Here is an 18,743-nt window from a genome sequence, read left to right on the forward strand (position 1 = left end):
GCAAGATGGAGCACAGTCTCTCGTCTGCGGTCCCGTCCGAGAGGAAGCTGACCCGGCAGATGGCGCCGGGACTGCAGTTGTCGAAGGTCACCTCGTCGCGGCGCATGCATCCTTATGCGTGCGGTGACGTCCTCTCACGCACTGTCCTCAGACCCTTTCGGGATATCCAGCTTTCGATTTCGGCGGCAATCGCCTCCGGCTGATCCTCGGGGGCGATGTGGCGGGCCGGGCCGCAACCTCTTATCTCCAGGCCGGCGATGTTGTCGCGGCACCACGAAACCATCTCGTTGCCGATGAGCAACGTTTCGCCAGGCCCCTCGAAGGTCAGCAGCAGCTTGGGAATGTCGGGACTGGCCGAAAGCCAGCGGTCATAGGCTTCTATTCTGGTAACCACGTCGGCCGGTTCGCCATTGATCGGCATGGCGCGCGGCCATTCCAGTAGCGGACGCCTGCTGTCGCGGTCCGGATAAGGCGCGCTGTAAATCGCCCAATCGGCGTCGCTGAGCCCCTTCAGCGTCGTCAGGCGCAGCGCCTGCTCGATGAAGAAATTTTCGTCGAGGACTTTGGCTTCGCCGGTTCCGGCGCCCCGCAACAGTTCATAACGCGCCTTTCCGCCGCCCGGCAGATCCGCCCACGTCATCGGACGCAGGATGGTTTCCATGAAGGCGATGCCGCGCACCCGCTCGGGATGGCGCGACGCCCAGTCGAATGCCAGCGCGCCGCCCCAGTCGTGGCCGACTAGGACGACGTTGTCGAGGTCAAGCGCATCGAACCACGCATCGATGTAGGCGATGTGGTCACTGTAGCGGTATCCAATGTCGGGCTTGCCGGAGTGTCCCATGCCGATCAGGTCGGGCGCCAGGCAGCGCCCTGGCCCGACGCGAGGCATGATGTTGCGCCAGAGATGCGATGAGGTGGGATTGCCGTGAAGGAAGACGATCGGATCGCCCTCCCCCTGTTCCTCGTAGGTGACAAACGAGGTGAGGATATCGATGGTCGGCATATGGAGCTCCGCGCTTTCGTGCTATATAGGCAGGCAGCTGTCCATTTATCATATAGACAGGTGACTGTCTATATCGTGCGGGGTTTCATGTCGTCGTCTTCGCTTGGCCTGTTGTTGCGTCTGGTCCACCAGCATTGGACTCAGGCTGTCGAGGCGGCGCTTGATGAAGCCGGCTACGGCGACATCCGCCCGCCGCACGCCAACGTCTTCACCTTCGCCCGTCCCGACGGAATCCAGGTGAGCGAGCTCACCAAGCTTGCCCGTGTCCGCAAGCAGACGATGACACAGGCGGTCGAGGAGCTCGAACGTCTTGGCTATGTCGAACGACGACCCGATCCGAACGATCGACGCGCCCGGCTGGTGTTTCTGACCGAAAAGGGCCAGGGCGTGCGGCCTGTCGCGATGGCGGCGGGCCGGCGCGTCGATGAAAGCTGGGCGGCATTAACCGGCCAACAGCAGATGGACGATCTGCGTACAGCGCTCAGGCGGCTGCTGGAACAACTGCAATAGCCAGCCGAGGGCCGCGTCGGCATGCCGCAAAGATCGATGCTGAACGGCAGTCAGGCGCCCCTTGCGTTTCATGGAGACGGAGCTTAGCTGTTTGATCTCGGGCTCGATCCTCCGGAGGTGCCTGTGTCAGGAGAGAAAAATGCATGTATTGCACGGGCTTAAGACCGCGCTGAGAAAACGGCGGCAGGCCCGTAATGAAAAAATTCTCGTCAGGGAGCCGATCGTTGTCCCGCAATTCGCAGCGGCAACGCAGCCCGCTCATTATTTGTCCTGTGTTGCCATTGCCAAGAACGAGGGCGCCTATCTGGACGAGTGGATTCAGTTTCATCTGCTGGTCGGCATTTCGCATTTTTATATCTATGACAACGGATCGACCGATCAGTCACTCTCGATACTGAGCGCCTATGAGAAGGCCGGCATTGTGACCGTTGTGCCTTGGCGTCCCTTCAGCGTTTGGGCGAACACCCAGAATATGGCCTATGCCCATGCGGTCAGCAATTTTGGGCCGGGCAGCCGATGGATGGCCTTCTTTGATCTCGATGAATTCATGTTTCCGGTGCATGCCGCTTCATTGACCGAGTTTTTGCAGGCGCGAGAGCAGGAGCAGGCGATCTGCGTCACCGGGGTCAATTTCGGAACGAGCGGCCACACTGCCAGGCCCGAGGGTCTGGTCACGGAGAATTACCGGCAGGCGGTTCCTATGGACCTCCAGCGCGAGCATCCGAAGCTTCTGAACGTCAAATCGATCGTTCAGCCGGATCAGATCAGATCGATCGAGAGCGTCCACTGGTTCAACCTCAATGGCACGAACAAGATCGGCGTGAATGAGGATGGTGAGCCGCTGCCGCGTTTCCCAAGGGAAGACCCGTTGAAGCTGAAGGCCGACACCGTGAGGTTTAATCATTATTATACACGCTCGCGCGATGAATTTTCCGCGAAGGTCAACGGATCCAATGCGCGCGGACCGCAGCTCCCGGCCGATGCCGAACAACGCTGGGCGATGTTCCGGCAGATCGAGGAATTCAGCCAGCCGGATGATACGATTCAAAGATTCCTTCCGGATTTGAAGGACAGGCTTTCCGCCTGGCAGAAAGAGAAGGCTTCAGCGTAGCGTCTCGCGCTAGGCGAACGGACGTTGGATGGCCGAAGGAGAATGCATGCCAGGTGACACCAGCAAGGTCGCCGACAAGGACGTCATCATCATCGGCGGCGGTGCCGCCGGCATTGCCGCTGCCCGCCGGCTGCAGGCAATCCGCCCGGATCTTTCCATCCTGCTGCTAGAAGCCGGCGACCGGCTCGGCGGCAGAGCCTGGACGGTCGGGCGCGAGCCCGATGGTGTCGGGCTCGATCTCGGCTGCGGCTGGCTGCATGGCGCGCGGACCAATGCCTGGACCGCGATCGCCGGAGAGGTCGGCCTGACGGTCGACCGCACGCCGGCACCCTGGAACGGCGGACGCCAGCTCGAGCGGGATGAGGCGGACGTTCGTGCTGCGCAGGAGGCAATCGGCGCCTATTTCGAACGGCTCGAAAGCCATGAAGGCGACGATACCGACATGGCCGAGATGCTCGAACCCGGCAATCCCTCGAACGGTCAGATCCGGGCGATCGGTACCTATATCACCGGCGCCGCGCTGGAACGCTCGTCGGTCGTCGACTACAAGAGATACGATCCCGGCCCCGGTCCGGATTGGCGGGTGCGCGAGGGTTACGGAACCTTGGTCTCCCTTTACGGCAAGCCGGTTCCGGCAAGGCTCGGTATCGAAGTCACCCGCATCGATCATCACCATGCCGGCCGGATCGGCATCGAGACGAACCAGGGGATGCTCAGCGCTCGTGCCGTGCTCGTCACCGTTTCGACGAACGTGCTTGCCGCCGGCCGGATTGCCTTCGACCCTCCGCTGCCCGAGAAGACCGAGGCGGCAGCCCGTCTGCCGCTCGGGCTTGCCGACAAGCTCTTCCTGAGGCTCGCGCATCCGGAGGCGCTGCCGGCGGATACGCATATGCTCGGCTCCACCAGCCGCGGTGCGACCGGCACCTATCAGCTCCGGCCGCTCGGCGCCCCTGTGGTCGAGGCCTATTTTGCCGGCGACCTCGCGCATGATCTGGAGCGGGAAGGCAAAGAGGCTGCCTATTCCTTCGCCGCGGATGAACTGGCGGCGCATTTCGGTGCGGGTATCCGAGACGGGTTGTCGGTGGCTAATATGTCGGCCTGGGCCGCCATGCCCCACATCGGCGGCTCTTATTCCTACGCCGAACCCGGCGCCTCCGATCTTCGCGGCCGTCTCGCCTCGCCGCATCAGGGACGGATGTTCTTTGCCGGCGAAGCCTGTTCGCGCTCGCGCTATTCGACGGCGCACGGCGCCTACGAGACCGGCGTCGCTGCCGCCGATCTGATCGCCGGCTCGCTTTCGCAAATTCCGTGATCATTACGGACCGCGACGGCTCGCGGGAATATTTTTTTCTCACTTGTCGCGCGGGCCGGATTGGTTATCTTCCCTCTCGGCCCCTGTGCTGAGAGCGCAGAGCGCCATACGTCATCCGGCGGCAAGCGGCCGCCTCAAGCACGATATTGTCATCGATTGCAGGAGCCCCGGCTTCTACCCCGACGGTTTTGCCGTCGGCTGCGGGTATCCGCATCAGGAGGAAGAAATGGATTATCGCAAGCTCGGTCCCAGCGGGACCGTCGTCACCGCTTATTGCCTCGGCACCATGACTTTCGGCGCGGAAGCCGATGAGGCAGCATCCCACAAGCTACTCGACGATTATTTCGCCTGGGGCGGCAACTTCATCGATACCGCCGATGTCTACAGCGCCGGCAAGTCGGAAGAGATCATCGGACGCTGGCTGAAGGCGCGCCCGACCGAGGCCCGCCAGGCGATCGTCGCCACCAAGGGACGGTTTCCGATGGGCAATGGACCCAACGATATCGGCCTGTCGCGCCGCCATCTCGGCCAAGCGCTCGACGATTCTCTGCGTCGCCTCGGCCTCGAGCAGATCGACCTCTACCAGATGCATGCCTGGGACGCGCTGACGCCGATTGAAGAGACGCTGCGCTTCCTCGACGATGCGGTTTCATCAGGCAAGATCGGCTATTACGGCTTCTCCAACTATGTCGGCTGGCATATCGCCAAGGCCTCGGAGATTGCCAAGGCGCGCGGCTATACGCGCCCGGTAACACTGCAGCCGCAATATAACCTGCTGGTGCGCGACATAGAGCTTGAAATCGTCGCGGCCTGCCAGGATGCCGGGATGGGCCTGTTGCCGTGGTCGCCGCTCGGCGGCGGCTGGCTGACCGGCAAGTACAAGCGCGACGAGATGCCGACCGGTGCGACCCGTCTCGGCGAAAACCCCAATCGCGGCGGCGAATCCTATGCGCCGCGCAACGCGATGGAGCGAACCTGGGCGATCATTGCTGTTGTCGAGGAGATCGCCAAGGCGCACGGCGTCAGCATGGCGCAGGTGGCGCTTGCCTGGACGGCGGCGCAGCCGGCGATCACCTCCGTCATCCTCGGCGCCCGCACGCCTGAACAGCTCGCCGACAATCTGGGCGCCATGAAGCTCAAGCTCTCCGAGGACGACATGGCGAGACTGAACGATGTGAGCGCCCCTCAGCCGTTCGACTACCCCTACGGCAAGGGCGGCATCAATCAGCGCCACCGCAAGATCGAGGGCGGCCGCTGAGCCAGTCGAATAAACCTGTCCGCTTCGCGCCGAGGTGGACAGGATGTCCGGGTCTAGGACGATCGGCCGGCGCTCTGATGTGCCGGTCGCTCGCCCGTGCTGGCGAATGTCTTCAGGTAAATCGATAGAAGCTGCGTCTGCGAGGAGATGCCGAGCTTGCGATAGACGTTGCGGCGGTGGACCTTCACCGTGCCTGTGGAGATGTTGAGCCTGAGCCCGATCGATTCCGAGGAATGTCCTTGCAGCACCAGATCGACGATCGCGGTTTCGCGGCTCGTCAGCTTGAGATCGCGCCAGACGGTGTCGGCCGGCTGTAGCGCCTGCGCCGCCGCGCCGCGCTTCTTGCCCGTTCGCATGCCGGCATCAAGCTGCGCATCGAAGCGGGCGCCAAGCCCCGGCCAGACATGCCGGACCAGACTTGCTACCAGAGGTTCTGCCTTTTTCAGCAGGGCGAATTCGGCCGGCGGAAACGGGCCGGTCTTTTCCCGGCGCATCAGCGACAGCACGACGGTGATATCGTCATCAAGCGTCACGAAGAAGCCGATCTCCTCGGCAAGCCCGGTTTGCACATAATAGCTTCGGTAATATTCGCTGGAGAAGAAGCGGTCGGGCGCCAGCTCGCGCATGCGGAAGACACCGGGCCGGCGCGCCCGGGCGGTCTGGTAGAACGGGTCGAGCAGATAGGGCCCGACCTGATAGAGGGTGACGAAGACGACGTTCTCTTGCGGATCGAAGGTGCTGTAGAGATCGATCGGCCGCTCCTTGCCGCGATAGGCGAAGACGACGACATAATCGAAGCGCACCAGCGCCGCCATCATCCGGCGGAACGCCTCTCCGAACTCCGCATCCGCCATGACGGGCTTTCCGACGGTGGCGTCGAAAGCCTGAAACAGTGCTTCGAGATCAATACTCATCGACAGCCTCCCCAACCGCCCATCCGGAATGCCTGCAGCATCCATATACACCTTCCACGAAGAGATGTGAGGCAGAATACCTCTTTCGGGGTATATACCGTGCGGGAAGCCCGGGCTTAGTCTTTCCTCAACGACGGTGGCAAAAGGCAGCGCTAGACTGCCCGTACCAACCAACCGCAGGGAACAGACGTGGCATCCGCTTCGACGAACGATATCGAATTCCGTTCGGTCACCAAGAATTATGGCGCGGTGACCGCCGTGAGTGACATAAACCTGAATGTACCGAAGGGGGCTTTCCTCGCCTTGCTCGGTCCTTCCGGCTGCGGCAAGACCACGTGTCTGCGCATGATCGGCGGCTTCGAGCAGCCGAGCGAGGGCGTCGTGCTGATCGACGGACGGGAGATGAACGGCGTGCCGGCCTATCGCCGTCCCGTCAACATGGTCTTCCAGCATTACGCGCTGTTTCCGCATTTCAACGTCGAACAGAATGTCGCCTATGGCCTGAGGCAGATGCGGCCGAGGATCGCGGCGGCCGAGATCAACCGCCGCGCGGCGGAGGCGCTCGAAATGGTGCGGCTCGGCGGTTTTGCCAAGCGGCGCATTCACGAGATGTCCGGCGGCCAGCAGCAGCGCGTGGCGTTGGCGCGGGCAATCGTCAACCGGCCTTCGGTGCTGCTGCTCGACGAGCCGCTGGCCGCACTCGACAAGAAGCTGCGCTCGGCCATGCAGATCGAATTGCAGACGCTGCAGCGCGAACTCGGCATCACCTTCGTGCTCGTCACCCACGATCAGGAAGAGGCGCTGTCGATGGCCGATGTTGTCTGCGTCATGAGCGCCGGACGCATTCGCCAGCTCGGCACGCCGCAGGAGGTCTACGACCGCCCGGCCGATCTTTTCGTCGCCGATTTCGTCGGCAAGACCAATCGGATCGGCGCGACGATGGAGGCAGATGGCAACACGTTGCGCCTTGCCGGCGGCTCGGCGCTCGCGGCCGGCGCACGGTCCGGTATTGCGCCAGGGGAGGTCACCATAGCAATCCGCCCGGAGGCGATCCGGCTGACGCGGGCTGCCGTCGGCGGCACTTCCTTTGCCGGAACGGTCACGCACCGCATCTTCCTCGGCTCATCGGCCGAATATGCCGTCACCGTTCCGGGGCTTGGCGATTTCCTCGTTACCGCCGACCGGCGCAGCATGAACGAGAGCGATCTGGTCGAGCCGGGAGAAGCGGTCTTCCTCGGCTTCGATCCCGATATGGCCCATGTCTTTCCTTCTCCAGCATCGAGTGCATAAACCAGAACAAGGGAACAGCATCATGAGCAAGGACTACAAGGATAATCTGCCCATTACCGCTGAAGGTTTCATGGATGAGTTCATGCGCCTGAAGCGCGGCTCCGTCAGCCGCCGCCACTTCCTCGGCGTCACCGGCCTCGGGCTTGCGGCCGCCGTTATGTCGCGGTTCCCCGGCGCGCTGTCGACGCCTGCCTATGCAGGCGATCTCGGAACCCAGATGTCGATCGCCACCTGGCCGAACTACCACGATCCCGCGACGTTCGAGAACTTCAAGGCGGCGACCGGCGTCGCCGTGGAGGTCAACGTTTTCGGCTCCAACGAGGAAATGCTGGCCAAGCTCCAGGCGGGTGCCTCCGGCTGGTCGCTCTTCGTGCCAACCAACTACACGATCTCCACCCACCACAAGCTCGGCCTGATCGACGAACTCGATCTGTCGAAGATCCCGAATTTCAGTCAGGCAACGGAAAACTCGCGCTTCACCAAGGAGGGCATGATCGACGGCAAGACCTATGCCGTGCCGAAGAACTGGGGCACGACGGGGTTCTCGGTCAATACGTCGAAGATCAAGACCAAGCTTTCGAGCTGGAAGGATTTCTTCGAGATCGCCCAAACGGAAGCCGATGGCCGCGCCATGGTGCACGATTATCAGCTGACGACGATCGGCAGCGCGCTGGTCTCGCTCGGCTACGACTTCAACTCGATCAAGGCGGACGAACTGGCCAAGGCCGAGGAGCTGCTGATCAAGGTCAAGCCACACCTGTTCGCCATCAACAGCGACTACCAGCCGGCAATGCGCGCCACCGACGCCTGGCTTACCATGTGCTGGACCAACGACGGTGCGCAGCTCAACCGCGACGTTCCCGAGATCGCCTATGTGCTCGGCACCGACGGCGGCGAGATCTGGACGGACTACTACGCCATCCCGAAAGATGCGCCGAACAAGGCGGCGGGTTATGCGCTTCTCAACTACCTGATGGACCCTGCCAATGCTGTGAAGGAGCACATCGCCAACGGCGCGCCGGCGACGGACAGCCGCGTCATCACGCTGCTGCCGAAGGAAATCACCGCCAACAAAATCGTCTATCCGGAAGAGGCGTCGCTGACGCCGCTGGAATTCGGCGCGGCGGTGACGCTGACCGATCCCGGCCGCGCCGAGCTGATGGCGCGCTTCAAGTCGGCTTGATTTGGTCTGCCGTTGCCTCTTGTCTCTTCTCCCCAGCGGGGAGAAGTGCCGGAGCGTTAGCGAGGTGATGAGGGGGTGCGAAGAGCGCCAGCGAAGCGCAGCCTGAGCGGAAAGCGAAGGCTAATTAGCATCCTGCCGTGTAGCCCCCTCATCCGACCCTGCGGGCCACCTTCTCCCCGCTGGGGAGAAGAGGGAGCGCGGGGACATGTATTGGCCATTCAACGAACATTGAGACGATCGAACTGAAATGCCCCTTGCACCAAACACGAAAAAACGCCTCGTCACGGCCGCGCTCGTCGCCCCGGCCAGCATCTGGCTGTTCGTGTTCCTGGTCTTGCCCTTCATCGCCATCATCGTCTTCGCCTTCGGCGAGAGGGCGCCGGAGGGCGGTTATCAGGCGGCTTTCACCTTTGCACAGTTTGCCAATCTCGGTTCGCGCGCCGCCGCCTTCAAGAACACGCTGATCCTTGCGCCGATCGGCGCCTTCGCCTGCCTGATCGTCGCCTATCCCGTCGCTTATTACCTTGCCGTCAAGGTAAGCGCCAAATACCGGCTGCTTCTGGTCTCCCTCGTCGTCGTCCCTTTCTGGACCAGCCTTCTCGTGCGCACCTATGCCTGGATGTACATCCTCGGCGCCCGCGGGATTCCGCATCTGCTGGAGATGATCGGCATCGAGAATGTCCGGCTGCTGAACACGCCGGGCGCCGTGCTGCTCGGCATCGTCTATGGCTACCTGCCGCTGATGATCATGCCGATCTATGTCAGTCTCGAAAAACTCGACCGCCGGCTGCTCGAAGCTTCCGCCGATCTCGGCGCGCGGCCGCTTTCGACCTTCTTCGGCATCACCCTGCCGCTGTCGCTTCCAGGCGTGATGACCGGCATCGCGCTCGTGACCATCCTGCTGCTCGGCGAATATCTGATCCCGCAGCTGCTCGGCGGCGGCAAGGTCTTCTTCATCGGCAATGCGCTGGTCGATCTCTTCCTGCAATCGCGCAACTGGCCGTTCGGTTCGGCGATCGCCGTCACCCTCGTCGTTGTCGTCGTCATCGTGCTGCTGATCGCCATGCGCATCGCCTGGCGTGTTGCCGACACCCGCCAGGTGGATCTCGTCTGATGCGCGCGCTGGTCACCGCAGTCTACCTGTTCCTCTATACGCCGATAGCGCTCGTCGTGTTGTTCTCCTTCAATGCCGGCCGCAATGCCAGCGAGTTCACCGGCTTCTCCACGCAATGGTATGGCAAGGCGCTCGCCAACACCTTCCTGATGGAGGCCCTGCAGAACAGCCTGATCATCGCGTTTACCAGCGCCGGGCTCGCCGCCGTTTTCGGCACGATGGCGGCAATCGGCATGGAGCGGCTCGGCGCCCGCACCCGGGCGGTCTTCGACGGGCTGTTCGCTGCTGCGATCGTCGTGCCGGGTGTCGTCATCGGCATTGCGACGCTGGTTGCGCTCGTCGAGGTCTTCGGCTTCGTCAATCCGCTGATCGCCGCCGTCTGGCCGAGCGAACAGGCGCCGAAGCTTTCACTGGGCTACGGCTCGATCATCGCCGCCCACGGCCTCTTCACCATGGCGCTGGTGACGATGATCGTCAAAGCGCGCATCGCCAGCCTCGGCCGCGATATCGTCGAGGCGTCGAGCGATCTCTATGCCACGCCCTTCACCACCTTCCGCCAGATCGTGCTGCCCCAGATCCTGCCGTCGATCTTGGCCGGTTTCCTGCTCGCCTTCACCTTCTCCTTCGACGATTTCATCATCGCCTTCTTCGTCGCGGGCTCGAACACGACGCTGCCGATCTATGTCTTCGCCTCGATCCGCCGCGGCGTGACGCCGGAGATCAACGCCGTCGCCACCATGGTGCTCATCGCATCGCTGGGACTGATCCTCATCGCGCGCTTCCTGATGCGCGAGAAAACAACAAACTGAACGGGAAACACCATGATTCTTGAAAATCGCGTCGCGATCGTCACCGGAGCGGGGTCGGGCATCGGCCAGGCTGGCGCACTGATCATGGCAAGGGAAGGCGCGTTCGTCGTGGTGGCCGATCGGAGCGCTGCCAATGCCGCGGAAACCGTCGGTCGGATCCAGGCGGCCGGCGGCAAGGCCGAGAGCCTCGTTCTCGATGTCACCGATGACGCAGCACTCGAAGCCGGCATCGCCTCGGTCGCCGGCCGTCACGGCCGTATCGACATCCTCCACAATCATGCCGGCGCCCAGGTGGCGGGTGATCTCGAACAGGTGGCGGTCGAGGGCTTCGACAGCTCATGGAGCCTGAACGTCCGGGCACATTTCATGGCGGCGCGTTTCGTCATGCCTCTGATGAAGAGAGCCGGACGCGGCGTTATCCTCAACACCTCCTCTTCGTCGGGCGTGCTCTACGATCGCGAGATGATCGCCTATACGACGACGAAACACGCGGTTATTGCGATGACCCGGCAGATGGCCGGCGACTACGCCAGGTTCGGCATCCGCGTCAATGCGCTCTGCCCAGGCTGGGTGGACACGCCGTTCAACGAACCGTTCATTGCCCAGATGGGCGGTCGCGGCGCGATCGAAGCCTATATCGCCGAAAAAGTGCCGCTCGGGCGCTGGGCAGATGTCTCCGAGATCGCCGAGCCTATTCTCTTCCTCGTCTCGGATCGCTCATCCTACATGACCGGGCAGATCCTCGTCGTCGACGGCGGCGAGACCATCGTCTGACGGATGGGAATGATCAACACCGTCGATGGGTGAAACCGCATCGCCGTCGCTTCGGCCTTTATCTCGACGTGGCTGCCGCGAAGGCGGCCAGGGCATCCGCCGTCTGGCGTCCCGCCCATGGAAAGAGCCGCCATGTTTCCATGGCGGCCTTTCTGCTTGGGAGGCGACTTAAGCTGGTAGCTGGAAGACCCAGTTGGCGATCAACACGATCGCAAGGCCCCCGGCGAGTGCGAGGTAGGGCAGCATGCCGGCTTTCTTGACGCCGAGATCCTGGCCGACGAGACCGAGATCCTCCATCGCGCCGGCCGGGAACTTGCCGCCGTCGCGCACGTAGTGGCGATAGGCGAAGACCGGCAGGATCAGGGCTGCGAAGATGAAGCCGACCCAGAGCGCATTGGAGTAACCCCAGACCTTGGCACCGGCGCCGAGGAAGAGTGCGTTGACGAAGGCGAGAACGGTGTTGAGGCCGATCAGCCAGGCCGGCGCTTTCCAGGGCCGTTCGACATGTCCCGAATCCATCCGGTGGATCCAGCCGGAATTGAGGTTCAGGAAGTTGAAGATGATGTAGCCGACATTCGAGACGGCGAGCACGAAGAAATAGCCGCCGGCATCAGATGCGATAGCCAAGAGGAAGAGGTTGAAGGCGAAATCTGTCCACATCGCCCGTGTCGGGGCGCCGTGCTCGTTGGCGTGGTCGAGATATTTGGGCAGCCAACCGTCCTTCGAACCCTGATAGAGCGTACGCGAGGAACCGGCCATCGCCGTCATGATGGCGAGGAAGAGCGCCAGGATCATCAACACGACGAGCAGCTGGGTGACGACGCGGCCGGCGCCGATCAGCCCGCCGAGCGCTTCGGCAACGCCGGTGCCGTCGACGATGCCGGGGGCGAGCATGCCCGCATGGCCGAGAACGCCCTGGAAGGCGAAGGGCACGAGGAAGAAGAACAGGCAGCAGGCAAGGCCGGAATAGAAGATCGCCTTGAAGGTGTCGGTCTTCGGGTTCTTGAGTTCGCGGGTGTAGCAGACGGCTGTCTCGAAGCCATAGGTCGACCAGGCGGCGATATAGAGACCGCCGAGGAAAAGCGTCCAGCCGCCGTTGCTCCAGGTGCCGTCGACGGCGGCATAGGCGGCCGTCGGCGGCACGAGGCCGGTGACGTTGGTGGCAAGGATCTGGCCGCTGACGATCGGGTAAAGGCCGATGATGAGCAGCGGCACCAGCACGATGATAGCAAGCCACTTCTGCACGCTTGCCGTTTCCGAGATGCCGCGATGCTGGATCGCGAAGATGATCAGCATCAGGATGCCGCCGATGAAGAAGGTGGCGTTGATATTGGCGGTGGCAAGGAAGGGAATGCTGAAGCTGACGAGCGACCAACTGCGGATTGCCGGCGTCAGGGCGGCAATGCCGTCGGTGCTCAGCAATGCCTTGACGGCGTCTTCAGGCGTGGTGCCGGCATGGGCTGCGATATATTCGGCGACGCGAGGGCTATCGGCCGTGACGGAAGCGGCATGCGCGGCGATCCAGTCGAGGACCATCTGCGAATCCGCCGCGGGAATCGGGAAGAACGCATTGAGGATGTAGCCGGCGGCGATGGCGCAGCCAAGTGACAGCACGGGCGACCAGGCAAACCAATTGCACCAGACGGAAAGCGGCGCGATGAATTTCGAATATCGCAGCCAGGCGGTGGCGCCATAGACCGAGGCGCCGCCGGATTTATTGCCGAACATGCCGGCAATCTCGGCATAGGTGAACGACTGCAGGAAACCCATCACCATCGAGATGATCCAGACGACGAAGGCAAGCTTGCCCGTCGTTCCCGCAATACCGCCGATGGAGAAAAGAACAAGCGGCGGCACGCCCGCAGCCACCCAGAATGCGCCCTTCCAGTCGAGCGCGCGTACAAGCTTACCTTCGGTGCCGGACGGAATCCCGGCCTCCACTATGTCTGTCATCGATGAAATTCCCCACTCTATTTGTTCCGGACGTATCTTTGTACGTCTCCCTGAACGTGTCTCCCTGACAGTCTCAAGCCCGCCCGGATGGTTTTGGCGATCCGTGTTCCCGACGGATTCCCCGAGTCTCAACTCTTTATGCATAGTGAAGATATTTTCTTTTTAGTCAACTCGACTTTACTTTCCCAGGGCATTTTGTAACCTGTATGGGTGGGTGTCCGAGGACGCCGATCCTCCCATGAGGGCAGAATGCGAGAACTCTATCCTGCTATGACGGGCGTGCGGCCGGCGGCTGCGAGCCTCGTGCATTATCCCGGCATTCCTACCCTGCCGGAGGGCACGGAGCGTTACCGGGCGAAGGGCGGCGGATCGGTCGTCATCCGTGTCGAGCCGGGCGACCGCGTGAGCATCATCGACAGCGAGGGCGGCCAGGTCTGCGAGCTCTCTTTCCTCGACGAAAAAGGTCGCTTCCTGGCGGAAGGTCTCGGAACGGTATTCAGCAATTCAGCCGAGGGTTTGAAGGCCATTCTTCAGGCGGAGGATGAGAGTGCCGCCCGCACGCGTGCAGCACTTCAGCGTCGCGGCGCCGATCTGGCAGTGGCCGGAGCGCTCAGCATTTTCGGCGCGGGGTCGACCCCGGGCAGCCGGGCAGATTTCACCATTGCCATGAAGGGCTTGCTCATTGTAGCAGCGCCTGCCTCCGCCATGTCGCCGGAGGCGCAGGATACGGCGACGCCGATCGAGGTCAGGATCAAGCGCAGCCTGCTGATCCGCGATTACACCTCGGCCCTGCCGGAGCCGGCCGCCGATCCGATTGAGGATATCCGCATCCGGGCAGCGACCGCCGCGGCCTATTTCGTCCGTGCCGGCGAGTTCATCCAGGTCATCGATGTCTATGGACGTCAGTGCACCGATTTCCAGGCCTTCGCCGCCCGCAAGGTCGACAAGGGCCTCGACCTTGCGCTCGATTCAACCGTCACCCGCACGCTGCTCGGGCGCAGCTATCCGACGCCTGGCCTGCCCTCCAAAGCTTTCGACCGCGACTTCGAGCCGCTGGTTGAGATCATCCAGGATACGGTCGGTCGCCACGACGCTTTCGCGACCGCCTGCAATTCGCGCTATTACGATGACATGGGCTATCCCGGCCACGTCAACTGCACTGATAATTTCAACGCGGCGCTGGCGCCTTATGGCATTGCCGGCCGCAAGGGCTGGGAAGCGCTGAACTATTTTTACAACACCAATATCGACCACAATAACCAGCTCTATCTCGACGAACCGTGGTCGCGTCCTGGTGATTACGTGCTGATGCGGGCGCTGACCGATCTCGTCTGCGTCTCCTCGTCCTGTCCCGACGATATCGACGCGGCGAACGGCTGGGATCCGACGGATATCCACGTTCGCACCTTTTCCGGAAAAGAGAAATTCTCACGAGCGGTAGCCTATCGCATGACCCCAGATGCCGACGCCGAACTGACGCGCGAAACCGCGTTTCATCCCCGCCTCTCCGCCTTGACGCGGGATTACACCGAATATCGCGGCTACTGGCTGCCGAACCGCTTCTCGTCCGAAGGTCCGGTCGAGGAATACTGGGCCTGCCGCGAGCGCGCCGCCGTCATCGATCTCTCGCCCTTGCGGAAATTCGAAGTGACGGGTCCGGATGCCGAGGAACTGCTGCAATATTGCCTGACCCGCGACGTGCGCAAACTTTCGACCGGCCAGGTCGTATATTCCGCCATGTGCTACGAAAACGGCGGCATGATCGATGACGGCACGCTGTTCCGGCTCGGCGACACGAACTTCCGCTGGATTGGCGGCGATGATTTCAGCGGCATATGGCTGCGTCAGCAGGCTGAGAAGAAGGGCTTCAAGGCCTGGGTCCGTTCCTCGACCGATCAGCTGCACAATATTGCCCTGCAGGGTCCGAAGAGCCGCGATATCCTGAAGGACATCATCTGGACGGCGCCGCGCCAGCCGACGATTGCAGAGCTCGAATGGTTCCGCTTCACCGTCGGTCGCATTGGCGGCTTCGAGGGCGCCCCGGTGGTCGTTTCGCGTACCGGCTACACCGGCGAGCTTGGTTATGAGATATTCTGCCATCCGAAAGATGCGCTGACGGTATTCGACGCCGTCTGGGAAGCCGGTCAGCCGCATGGATTGAAGCCGATGGGGCTGGAGGCGCTCGACATGGTCCGCATCGAGGCCGGCCTGATCTTCGCCCATCACGAATTCACCGACCAGACGGATCCTTTCGAGGCCGGGATCGGCTTCACCGTGCCGCTGAAATCCAAGCAGGATGATTTCATCGGCCGCGAGGCGCTGATCCGGCGCAAGGAACATCCGCGCCATCTGCTCGTCGGCCTCGATATCAAGGCGAAAGAGGCTGTCGGCCATGGCGATTGCATCCATATCGGCCGGGCCCAGGTGGGCGTCGTCACCAGCGCCACGCGCTCGCCCGTTCTCGGCAAGACGATCGCGCTCGCCCGTATCGACGTGACGCATGCGAACCCCGGTACCGAGGTCGAAATCGGCAAGCTCGACGGTCACCAGAAGCGCCTGCCGGCGACGATCGTGCCGCTTTCGCATTACGACCCGCAGAAGACGCGGCCACGCTCGTAATGCCTGCTACCGAGGTCGAAGACGGCGATCGGCCATGAAAGGGTTTGCTTTCCTTTGACTGCGGATGTACCGGCACTGCCGAAAGCATGATACTATCGGGGTCAGGCAATTTGCCTGGCCTTTTTTGTTGCGTTCGCGGTGCGGCGCATGAATCCAGGACGGATATGACAGAGTCACATAGCAAATCACGCAAGCAGGCGGAGATTGCCTTTGGAAACGTGCAATCGCAATTCTTGGCGCGAAGCCGTGCGGTTGCAGAAGTTGATCAGACCGTGCGGGCCCGCGAGGAAAAGACCTTGCGGTTACGCGAAGCCCGTGAGGCTAAGGAATTGCAGGATCGCTTGACAGCGGCTACCGCTCTTGCCGCAAAGCAAAAAAACAAGGTCTGACCTCCGGGTCGTCGAACAGTCAGGAAACAGATTTGAAAAACGCCAGAAACAACGAGCTTGCCGATCGCCGCAGCGCCGCTGCCGAAGCCAAGGCTGCTCTCCTCAATGCGTATCGCACCGCCAAGGATACGGCCGAACCCACCCGGCTCGCAAAGCAGGCGGAGCGCCAAGCCATTGCTGCGGCCAGGGAAGAACGGCGTGCGGCGCGCGAACAGGTAAAGCGCGAAGAGCTGGAGCGGGCTCAAGCCGCGGAAGCCGAGCGTCAGGCTGCCGCCGAAGCCGCAGCACGTGCCGATGCCGACGCGCGCGAAGCGGCTGACAAAGACCGGATCGCCCGGGTGATTGCCGATGAAGCCGCCCGAAAGGCCGAACGCGACCTGCGTTACGCCAATCGCAAAGCCAGAAAGTCCTGATTGTCAGCGCTGCCTGTCGTCACGACAGGCAGCGCCCTCTTTCAAGCGGCCTGTACGGCTGCATTCAGCGGGATTTCGACGTCGATCTCCAGCGTCGAGACATATTCGTTGCGGTCGATCGTCACCTGCACCTTGTCGTGGTCGAGCTGCACGTGTTTTGCGATCACCGCAAGGATTTCCTCGCGCAGCAGGGAGACGAGGTCCGACCCGGCCGAGGAACGCTCGTGGGCAAGAAGGACCTGCAGCCGTTCGCGGGCGGCCGGTGCGGTTCTTTGCTTGTTGAAAAGACGGAAAATATTCATGCTGCCCTCCGTCCGAAGATCTTGCCGAAAATATTCCGTTTTTCCTCGGGGATTGTGACCGGCAGAACCTCGCCGGCGAGCCGGCGGGCGGCATCGAAATAGGCCATCGCAGCCGCGCTGCGGCTCTCTGCCAGCGTGACCGGTGCGCCGATGTTGGAGGCGCGCAGGACATCCATGCTTTCCGGCACGATGCCGAGCAGCGGGATGGACAGGATCTCCAGAACGTCGTCGACCTTCAGCATGTCGCCGCGTTCTGCGCGGTTGGCGTCGTAGCGGGTGAGCAGGAGGTGCTTCTCCATCCGCTCGCCGCGCTCGGCCTTGGCGGTCTTGGCGTCGAGCAGGCCGATAATGCGATCGGAATCGCGCACCGACGAGACTTCGGGATTGGTGACGACTACGGCAACGTCGGCGTGACGCATGGCAAGCGTTGCGCCACGCTCGATTCCGGCGGGGCTGTCGCAGATGATCCAATCGAAATAGCGCTTCAGATCGTTGATGACGCGCTCGACGCCCTCGGCCGTCAGATTGTCCTTGTCGCGCGTCTGCGAGGCCGGCAGCAGGAACAGCGTTTCCAGTCGCTTGTCGCGGATCAGCGCCTGGGTAAGCTTGGCATCGCCCTGAATGACATTGATCAGGTCGTAGACGACCCTGCGTTCAGCGCCCATGACGAGGTCGAGATTGCGCAAGCCGACGTCGAAATCGACGACGACGACTTTTTCATTGCGTTGCGCCAGCGCCGCTCCCAATGCGGCGGTCGAGGTGGTCTTGCCGACCCCGCCCTTGCCTGACGTGACGACGATCACTTTCCCCATGTTTCTCTCCTTTGCCGTGGCCGCAGTAATTCAAGGTGTTGCAGCGTCCTTTGCGCGTCTGAAGAGACGCGCGGCGCTGTGGTCAGATCAGTTTTTCCGCCATGATCGCATCGTCTTCGAGCCAGAGCTGGACAGCCTGTCCGCGAAGATTGGAGGCCATGTCTTCCGCCATTTTGTAGATGCCGTCGATTGCCACCAGCTCGGCCTCGAGCTTGCGGCAAAATATCCGTGCCGAGGCGTTTCCAATGGATCCTGCCATGGCTCGGCCCCGCAAGGCGCCATAGATATGGACGGACCCTCCGGCAATGACCTCAGCACCTGAGGCGACCGATCCGATGACGGTGACGTCACCTTCCGGGAAGATCACCGATTGTCCGGAGCGCACGGGTTCCCGGATGACGATCGATTGCATTGCCGGGCGGGTTTCAGCCATTGCCGGCTTGGTCGACGGTCCAGCGTCCTCTTTGGCGGCGGGAACCTCGATATCGGAAACCGACCGACCGCCTTTGAGTGCCGGCGGCATGCCGGAGCCGAGGATCGAAGGCCGTGCACCTTCGATACCCATGATGCTGACATTGCGCTTGGCAAGTTCGGCAATCAGGTCCTTCAGCTGCGGCCGGTCGATTTGCAGGTCCGTCAGGTCGAGCACAACGGGCCGTCCGAGGAAGAAACCGGCCGAACGCGCAGCCAGATCGTCCAGCCTGATCAACCAATCATCGATCGGAAGATCCGGGGACAGCATGACCGCCAGGAAAGAGCGGCCCTTGATGCGGATAGAGCGAGCGTCTGTTAGCACTTTGGTCATCTATGTGAAGAAATCGTTGACCATGTCTACCGCTGCTATGGTTAACAAAAAGTTAACGCGGCCTTAATATTACCCACTATGACATCATTTTCTCGCAAAGAGGTGGCGAGACAAGTTGCTGAAAATGCTTCTATTTCTGTTAAATCGCTAAACGGTTAATGATGCGGCTTTC

General features: G+C 62.1%; 18 protein-coding genes. 12 read left to right on the plus strand and 6 right to left on the minus strand.

The window, feature by feature from the left end:
- Positions 1–112 precede the first annotated feature (112 nt).
- A complete protein-coding gene (locus tag EFQ99_RS03545) occupies positions 113–1,003 on the minus strand; it encodes a haloalkane dehalogenase (protein ID WP_126919261.1) in 891 nt (296 codons plus the stop codon).
- On the opposite strand from EFQ99_RS03545, the gene EFQ99_RS03550 reads away from it, so the two are divergent.
- From EFQ99_RS03550 to EFQ99_RS03565, 4 genes are all read left to right on the plus strand, one after another.
- Positions 1,004–1,513 (plus strand): MarR family winged helix-turn-helix transcriptional regulator, encoded by a 510-nt coding sequence (locus EFQ99_RS03550; protein ID WP_126919262.1) that lies wholly within the window; start codon positions 1,004–1,006, stop codon positions 1,511–1,513.
- 70 nt (positions 1,514–1,583) lie between these two features.
- On the plus strand, positions 1,584–2,624 hold the full coding sequence (locus EFQ99_RS03555; protein WP_126919263.1) for a glycosyltransferase family 92 protein: 1,041 nt from the start codon (positions 1,584–1,586) through the stop codon (positions 2,622–2,624).
- Positions 2,625–2,670: 46 nt separating this feature from the next.
- Positions 2,671–3,936: a flavin monoamine oxidase family protein gene (locus tag EFQ99_RS03560; protein WP_126919264.1), complete on the plus strand. Its 1,266-nt coding sequence runs from the start codon at positions 2,671–2,673 to the stop codon at positions 3,934–3,936.
- A gap of 226 nt (positions 3,937–4,162) precedes the next feature.
- On the plus strand, positions 4,163–5,194 hold the full coding sequence (locus tag EFQ99_RS03565; protein ID WP_126919265.1) for an aldo/keto reductase: 1,032 nt from the start codon (positions 4,163–4,165) through the stop codon (positions 5,192–5,194).
- 53 nt (positions 5,195–5,247) lie between these two features.
- On the opposite strand, the gene EFQ99_RS03570 is transcribed toward EFQ99_RS03565, so the two are convergent.
- Positions 5,248–6,108, minus strand: a complete 861-nt coding sequence (locus tag EFQ99_RS03570) for a helix-turn-helix transcriptional regulator (protein WP_126919266.1) — start codon at positions 6,106–6,108, stop codon at positions 5,248–5,250.
- 189 nt (positions 6,109–6,297) lie between these two features.
- On the opposite strand from EFQ99_RS03570, the gene EFQ99_RS03575 reads away from it, so the two are divergent.
- The 5 genes from EFQ99_RS03575 (at position 6,298) to EFQ99_RS03595 (ending at position 11,278) form a co-directional block, all read left to right on the plus strand.
- Entirely contained in the window at positions 6,298–7,398 is a 1,101-nt protein-coding gene (locus EFQ99_RS03575; RefSeq protein WP_126919267.1) for an ABC transporter ATP-binding protein, read from the plus strand.
- 22 nt (positions 7,399–7,420) lie between these two features.
- The gene (locus EFQ99_RS03580; RefSeq protein ID WP_126919268.1) at positions 7,421–8,581 is read left to right on the plus strand and encodes an ABC transporter substrate-binding protein; all 1,161 of its coding nucleotides are present in this window, start codon (positions 7,421–7,423) and stop codon (positions 8,579–8,581) included.
- 247 nt (positions 8,582–8,828) lie between these two features.
- Positions 8,829–9,695, plus strand: coding sequence for an ABC transporter permease (locus EFQ99_RS03585; RefSeq protein ID WP_126919269.1), 867 nt, complete (start codon positions 8,829–8,831; stop codon positions 9,693–9,695).
- Positions 9,695–10,504, plus strand: coding sequence for an ABC transporter permease (locus tag EFQ99_RS03590; protein WP_126919270.1), 810 nt, complete (start codon positions 9,695–9,697; stop codon positions 10,502–10,504). Before EFQ99_RS03585 ends, EFQ99_RS03590 begins: the two co-directional genes overlap by 1 nt.
- Positions 10,505–10,516: 12 nt before the next feature.
- Complete coding sequence (locus tag EFQ99_RS03595) at positions 10,517–11,278, plus strand: SDR family NAD(P)-dependent oxidoreductase (RefSeq protein ID WP_126919271.1); 762 nt, start codon at positions 10,517–10,519, stop codon at positions 11,276–11,278.
- 168 nt (positions 11,279–11,446) lie between these two features.
- Here EFQ99_RS03595 and EFQ99_RS03600 read toward each other — a convergent pair whose 3' ends face one another.
- Positions 11,447–13,231, minus strand: a complete 1,785-nt coding sequence (locus tag EFQ99_RS03600) for a trimethylamine N-oxide permease (protein WP_126919272.1) — start codon at positions 13,229–13,231, stop codon at positions 11,447–11,449.
- A gap of 249 nt (positions 13,232–13,480) precedes the next feature.
- On the opposite strand from EFQ99_RS03600, the gene EFQ99_RS03605 reads away from it, so the two are divergent.
- The 3 genes from EFQ99_RS03605 to EFQ99_RS03615 all read left to right on the plus strand — a co-directional run bounded on the left by EFQ99_RS03605 (position 13,481) and on the right by EFQ99_RS03615 (position 16,652).
- Entirely contained in the window at positions 13,481–15,850 is a 2,370-nt protein-coding gene (locus EFQ99_RS03605; protein WP_126919273.1) for a trimethylamine N-oxide demethylase, read from the plus strand.
- A gap of 164 nt (positions 15,851–16,014) precedes the next feature.
- A complete protein-coding gene (locus tag EFQ99_RS03610; protein WP_126919274.1) occupies positions 16,015–16,239 on the plus strand; it encodes a hypothetical protein in 225 nt (74 codons plus the stop codon).
- Positions 16,240–16,271: 32 nt separating this feature from the next.
- Positions 16,272–16,652 carry a DUF6481 family protein gene (locus EFQ99_RS03615; RefSeq protein WP_126919275.1) on the plus strand — a complete coding sequence of 127 codons (381 nt, stop codon included), beginning with the start codon at positions 16,272–16,274 and terminating at the stop codon, positions 16,650–16,652.
- Between the two features lie 41 nt (positions 16,653–16,693).
- Here EFQ99_RS03615 and minE read toward each other — a convergent pair whose 3' ends face one another.
- The 3 genes from minE to minC all read right to left on the minus strand — a co-directional run bounded on the left by minE (position 16,694) and on the right by minC (position 18,571).
- Complete coding sequence (gene minE, locus EFQ99_RS03620) at positions 16,694–16,954, minus strand: cell division topological specificity factor MinE (protein WP_003574994.1); 261 nt, start codon at positions 16,952–16,954, stop codon at positions 16,694–16,696.
- The gene (gene minD / locus EFQ99_RS03625; RefSeq protein ID WP_126919276.1) at positions 16,951–17,766 is read right to left on the minus strand and encodes a septum site-determining protein MinD; all 816 of its coding nucleotides are present in this window, start codon (positions 17,764–17,766) and stop codon (positions 16,951–16,953) included. The genes minE and minD overlap by 4 nt, the downstream gene beginning before the upstream one ends.
- Positions 17,767–17,848: 82 nt before the next feature.
- A complete protein-coding gene (gene minC, locus EFQ99_RS03630) occupies positions 17,849–18,571 on the minus strand; it encodes a septum site-determining protein MinC (RefSeq protein WP_126919277.1) in 723 nt (240 codons plus the stop codon).
- Positions 18,572–18,743 lie beyond the last annotated feature (172 nt).

It is taken from the genome of Rhizobium vallis, from assembly GCF_003985155.1.
GTDB classification, from domain to species: Bacteria; Pseudomonadota; Alphaproteobacteria; order Rhizobiales; family Rhizobiaceae; genus Rhizobium; species Rhizobium vallis.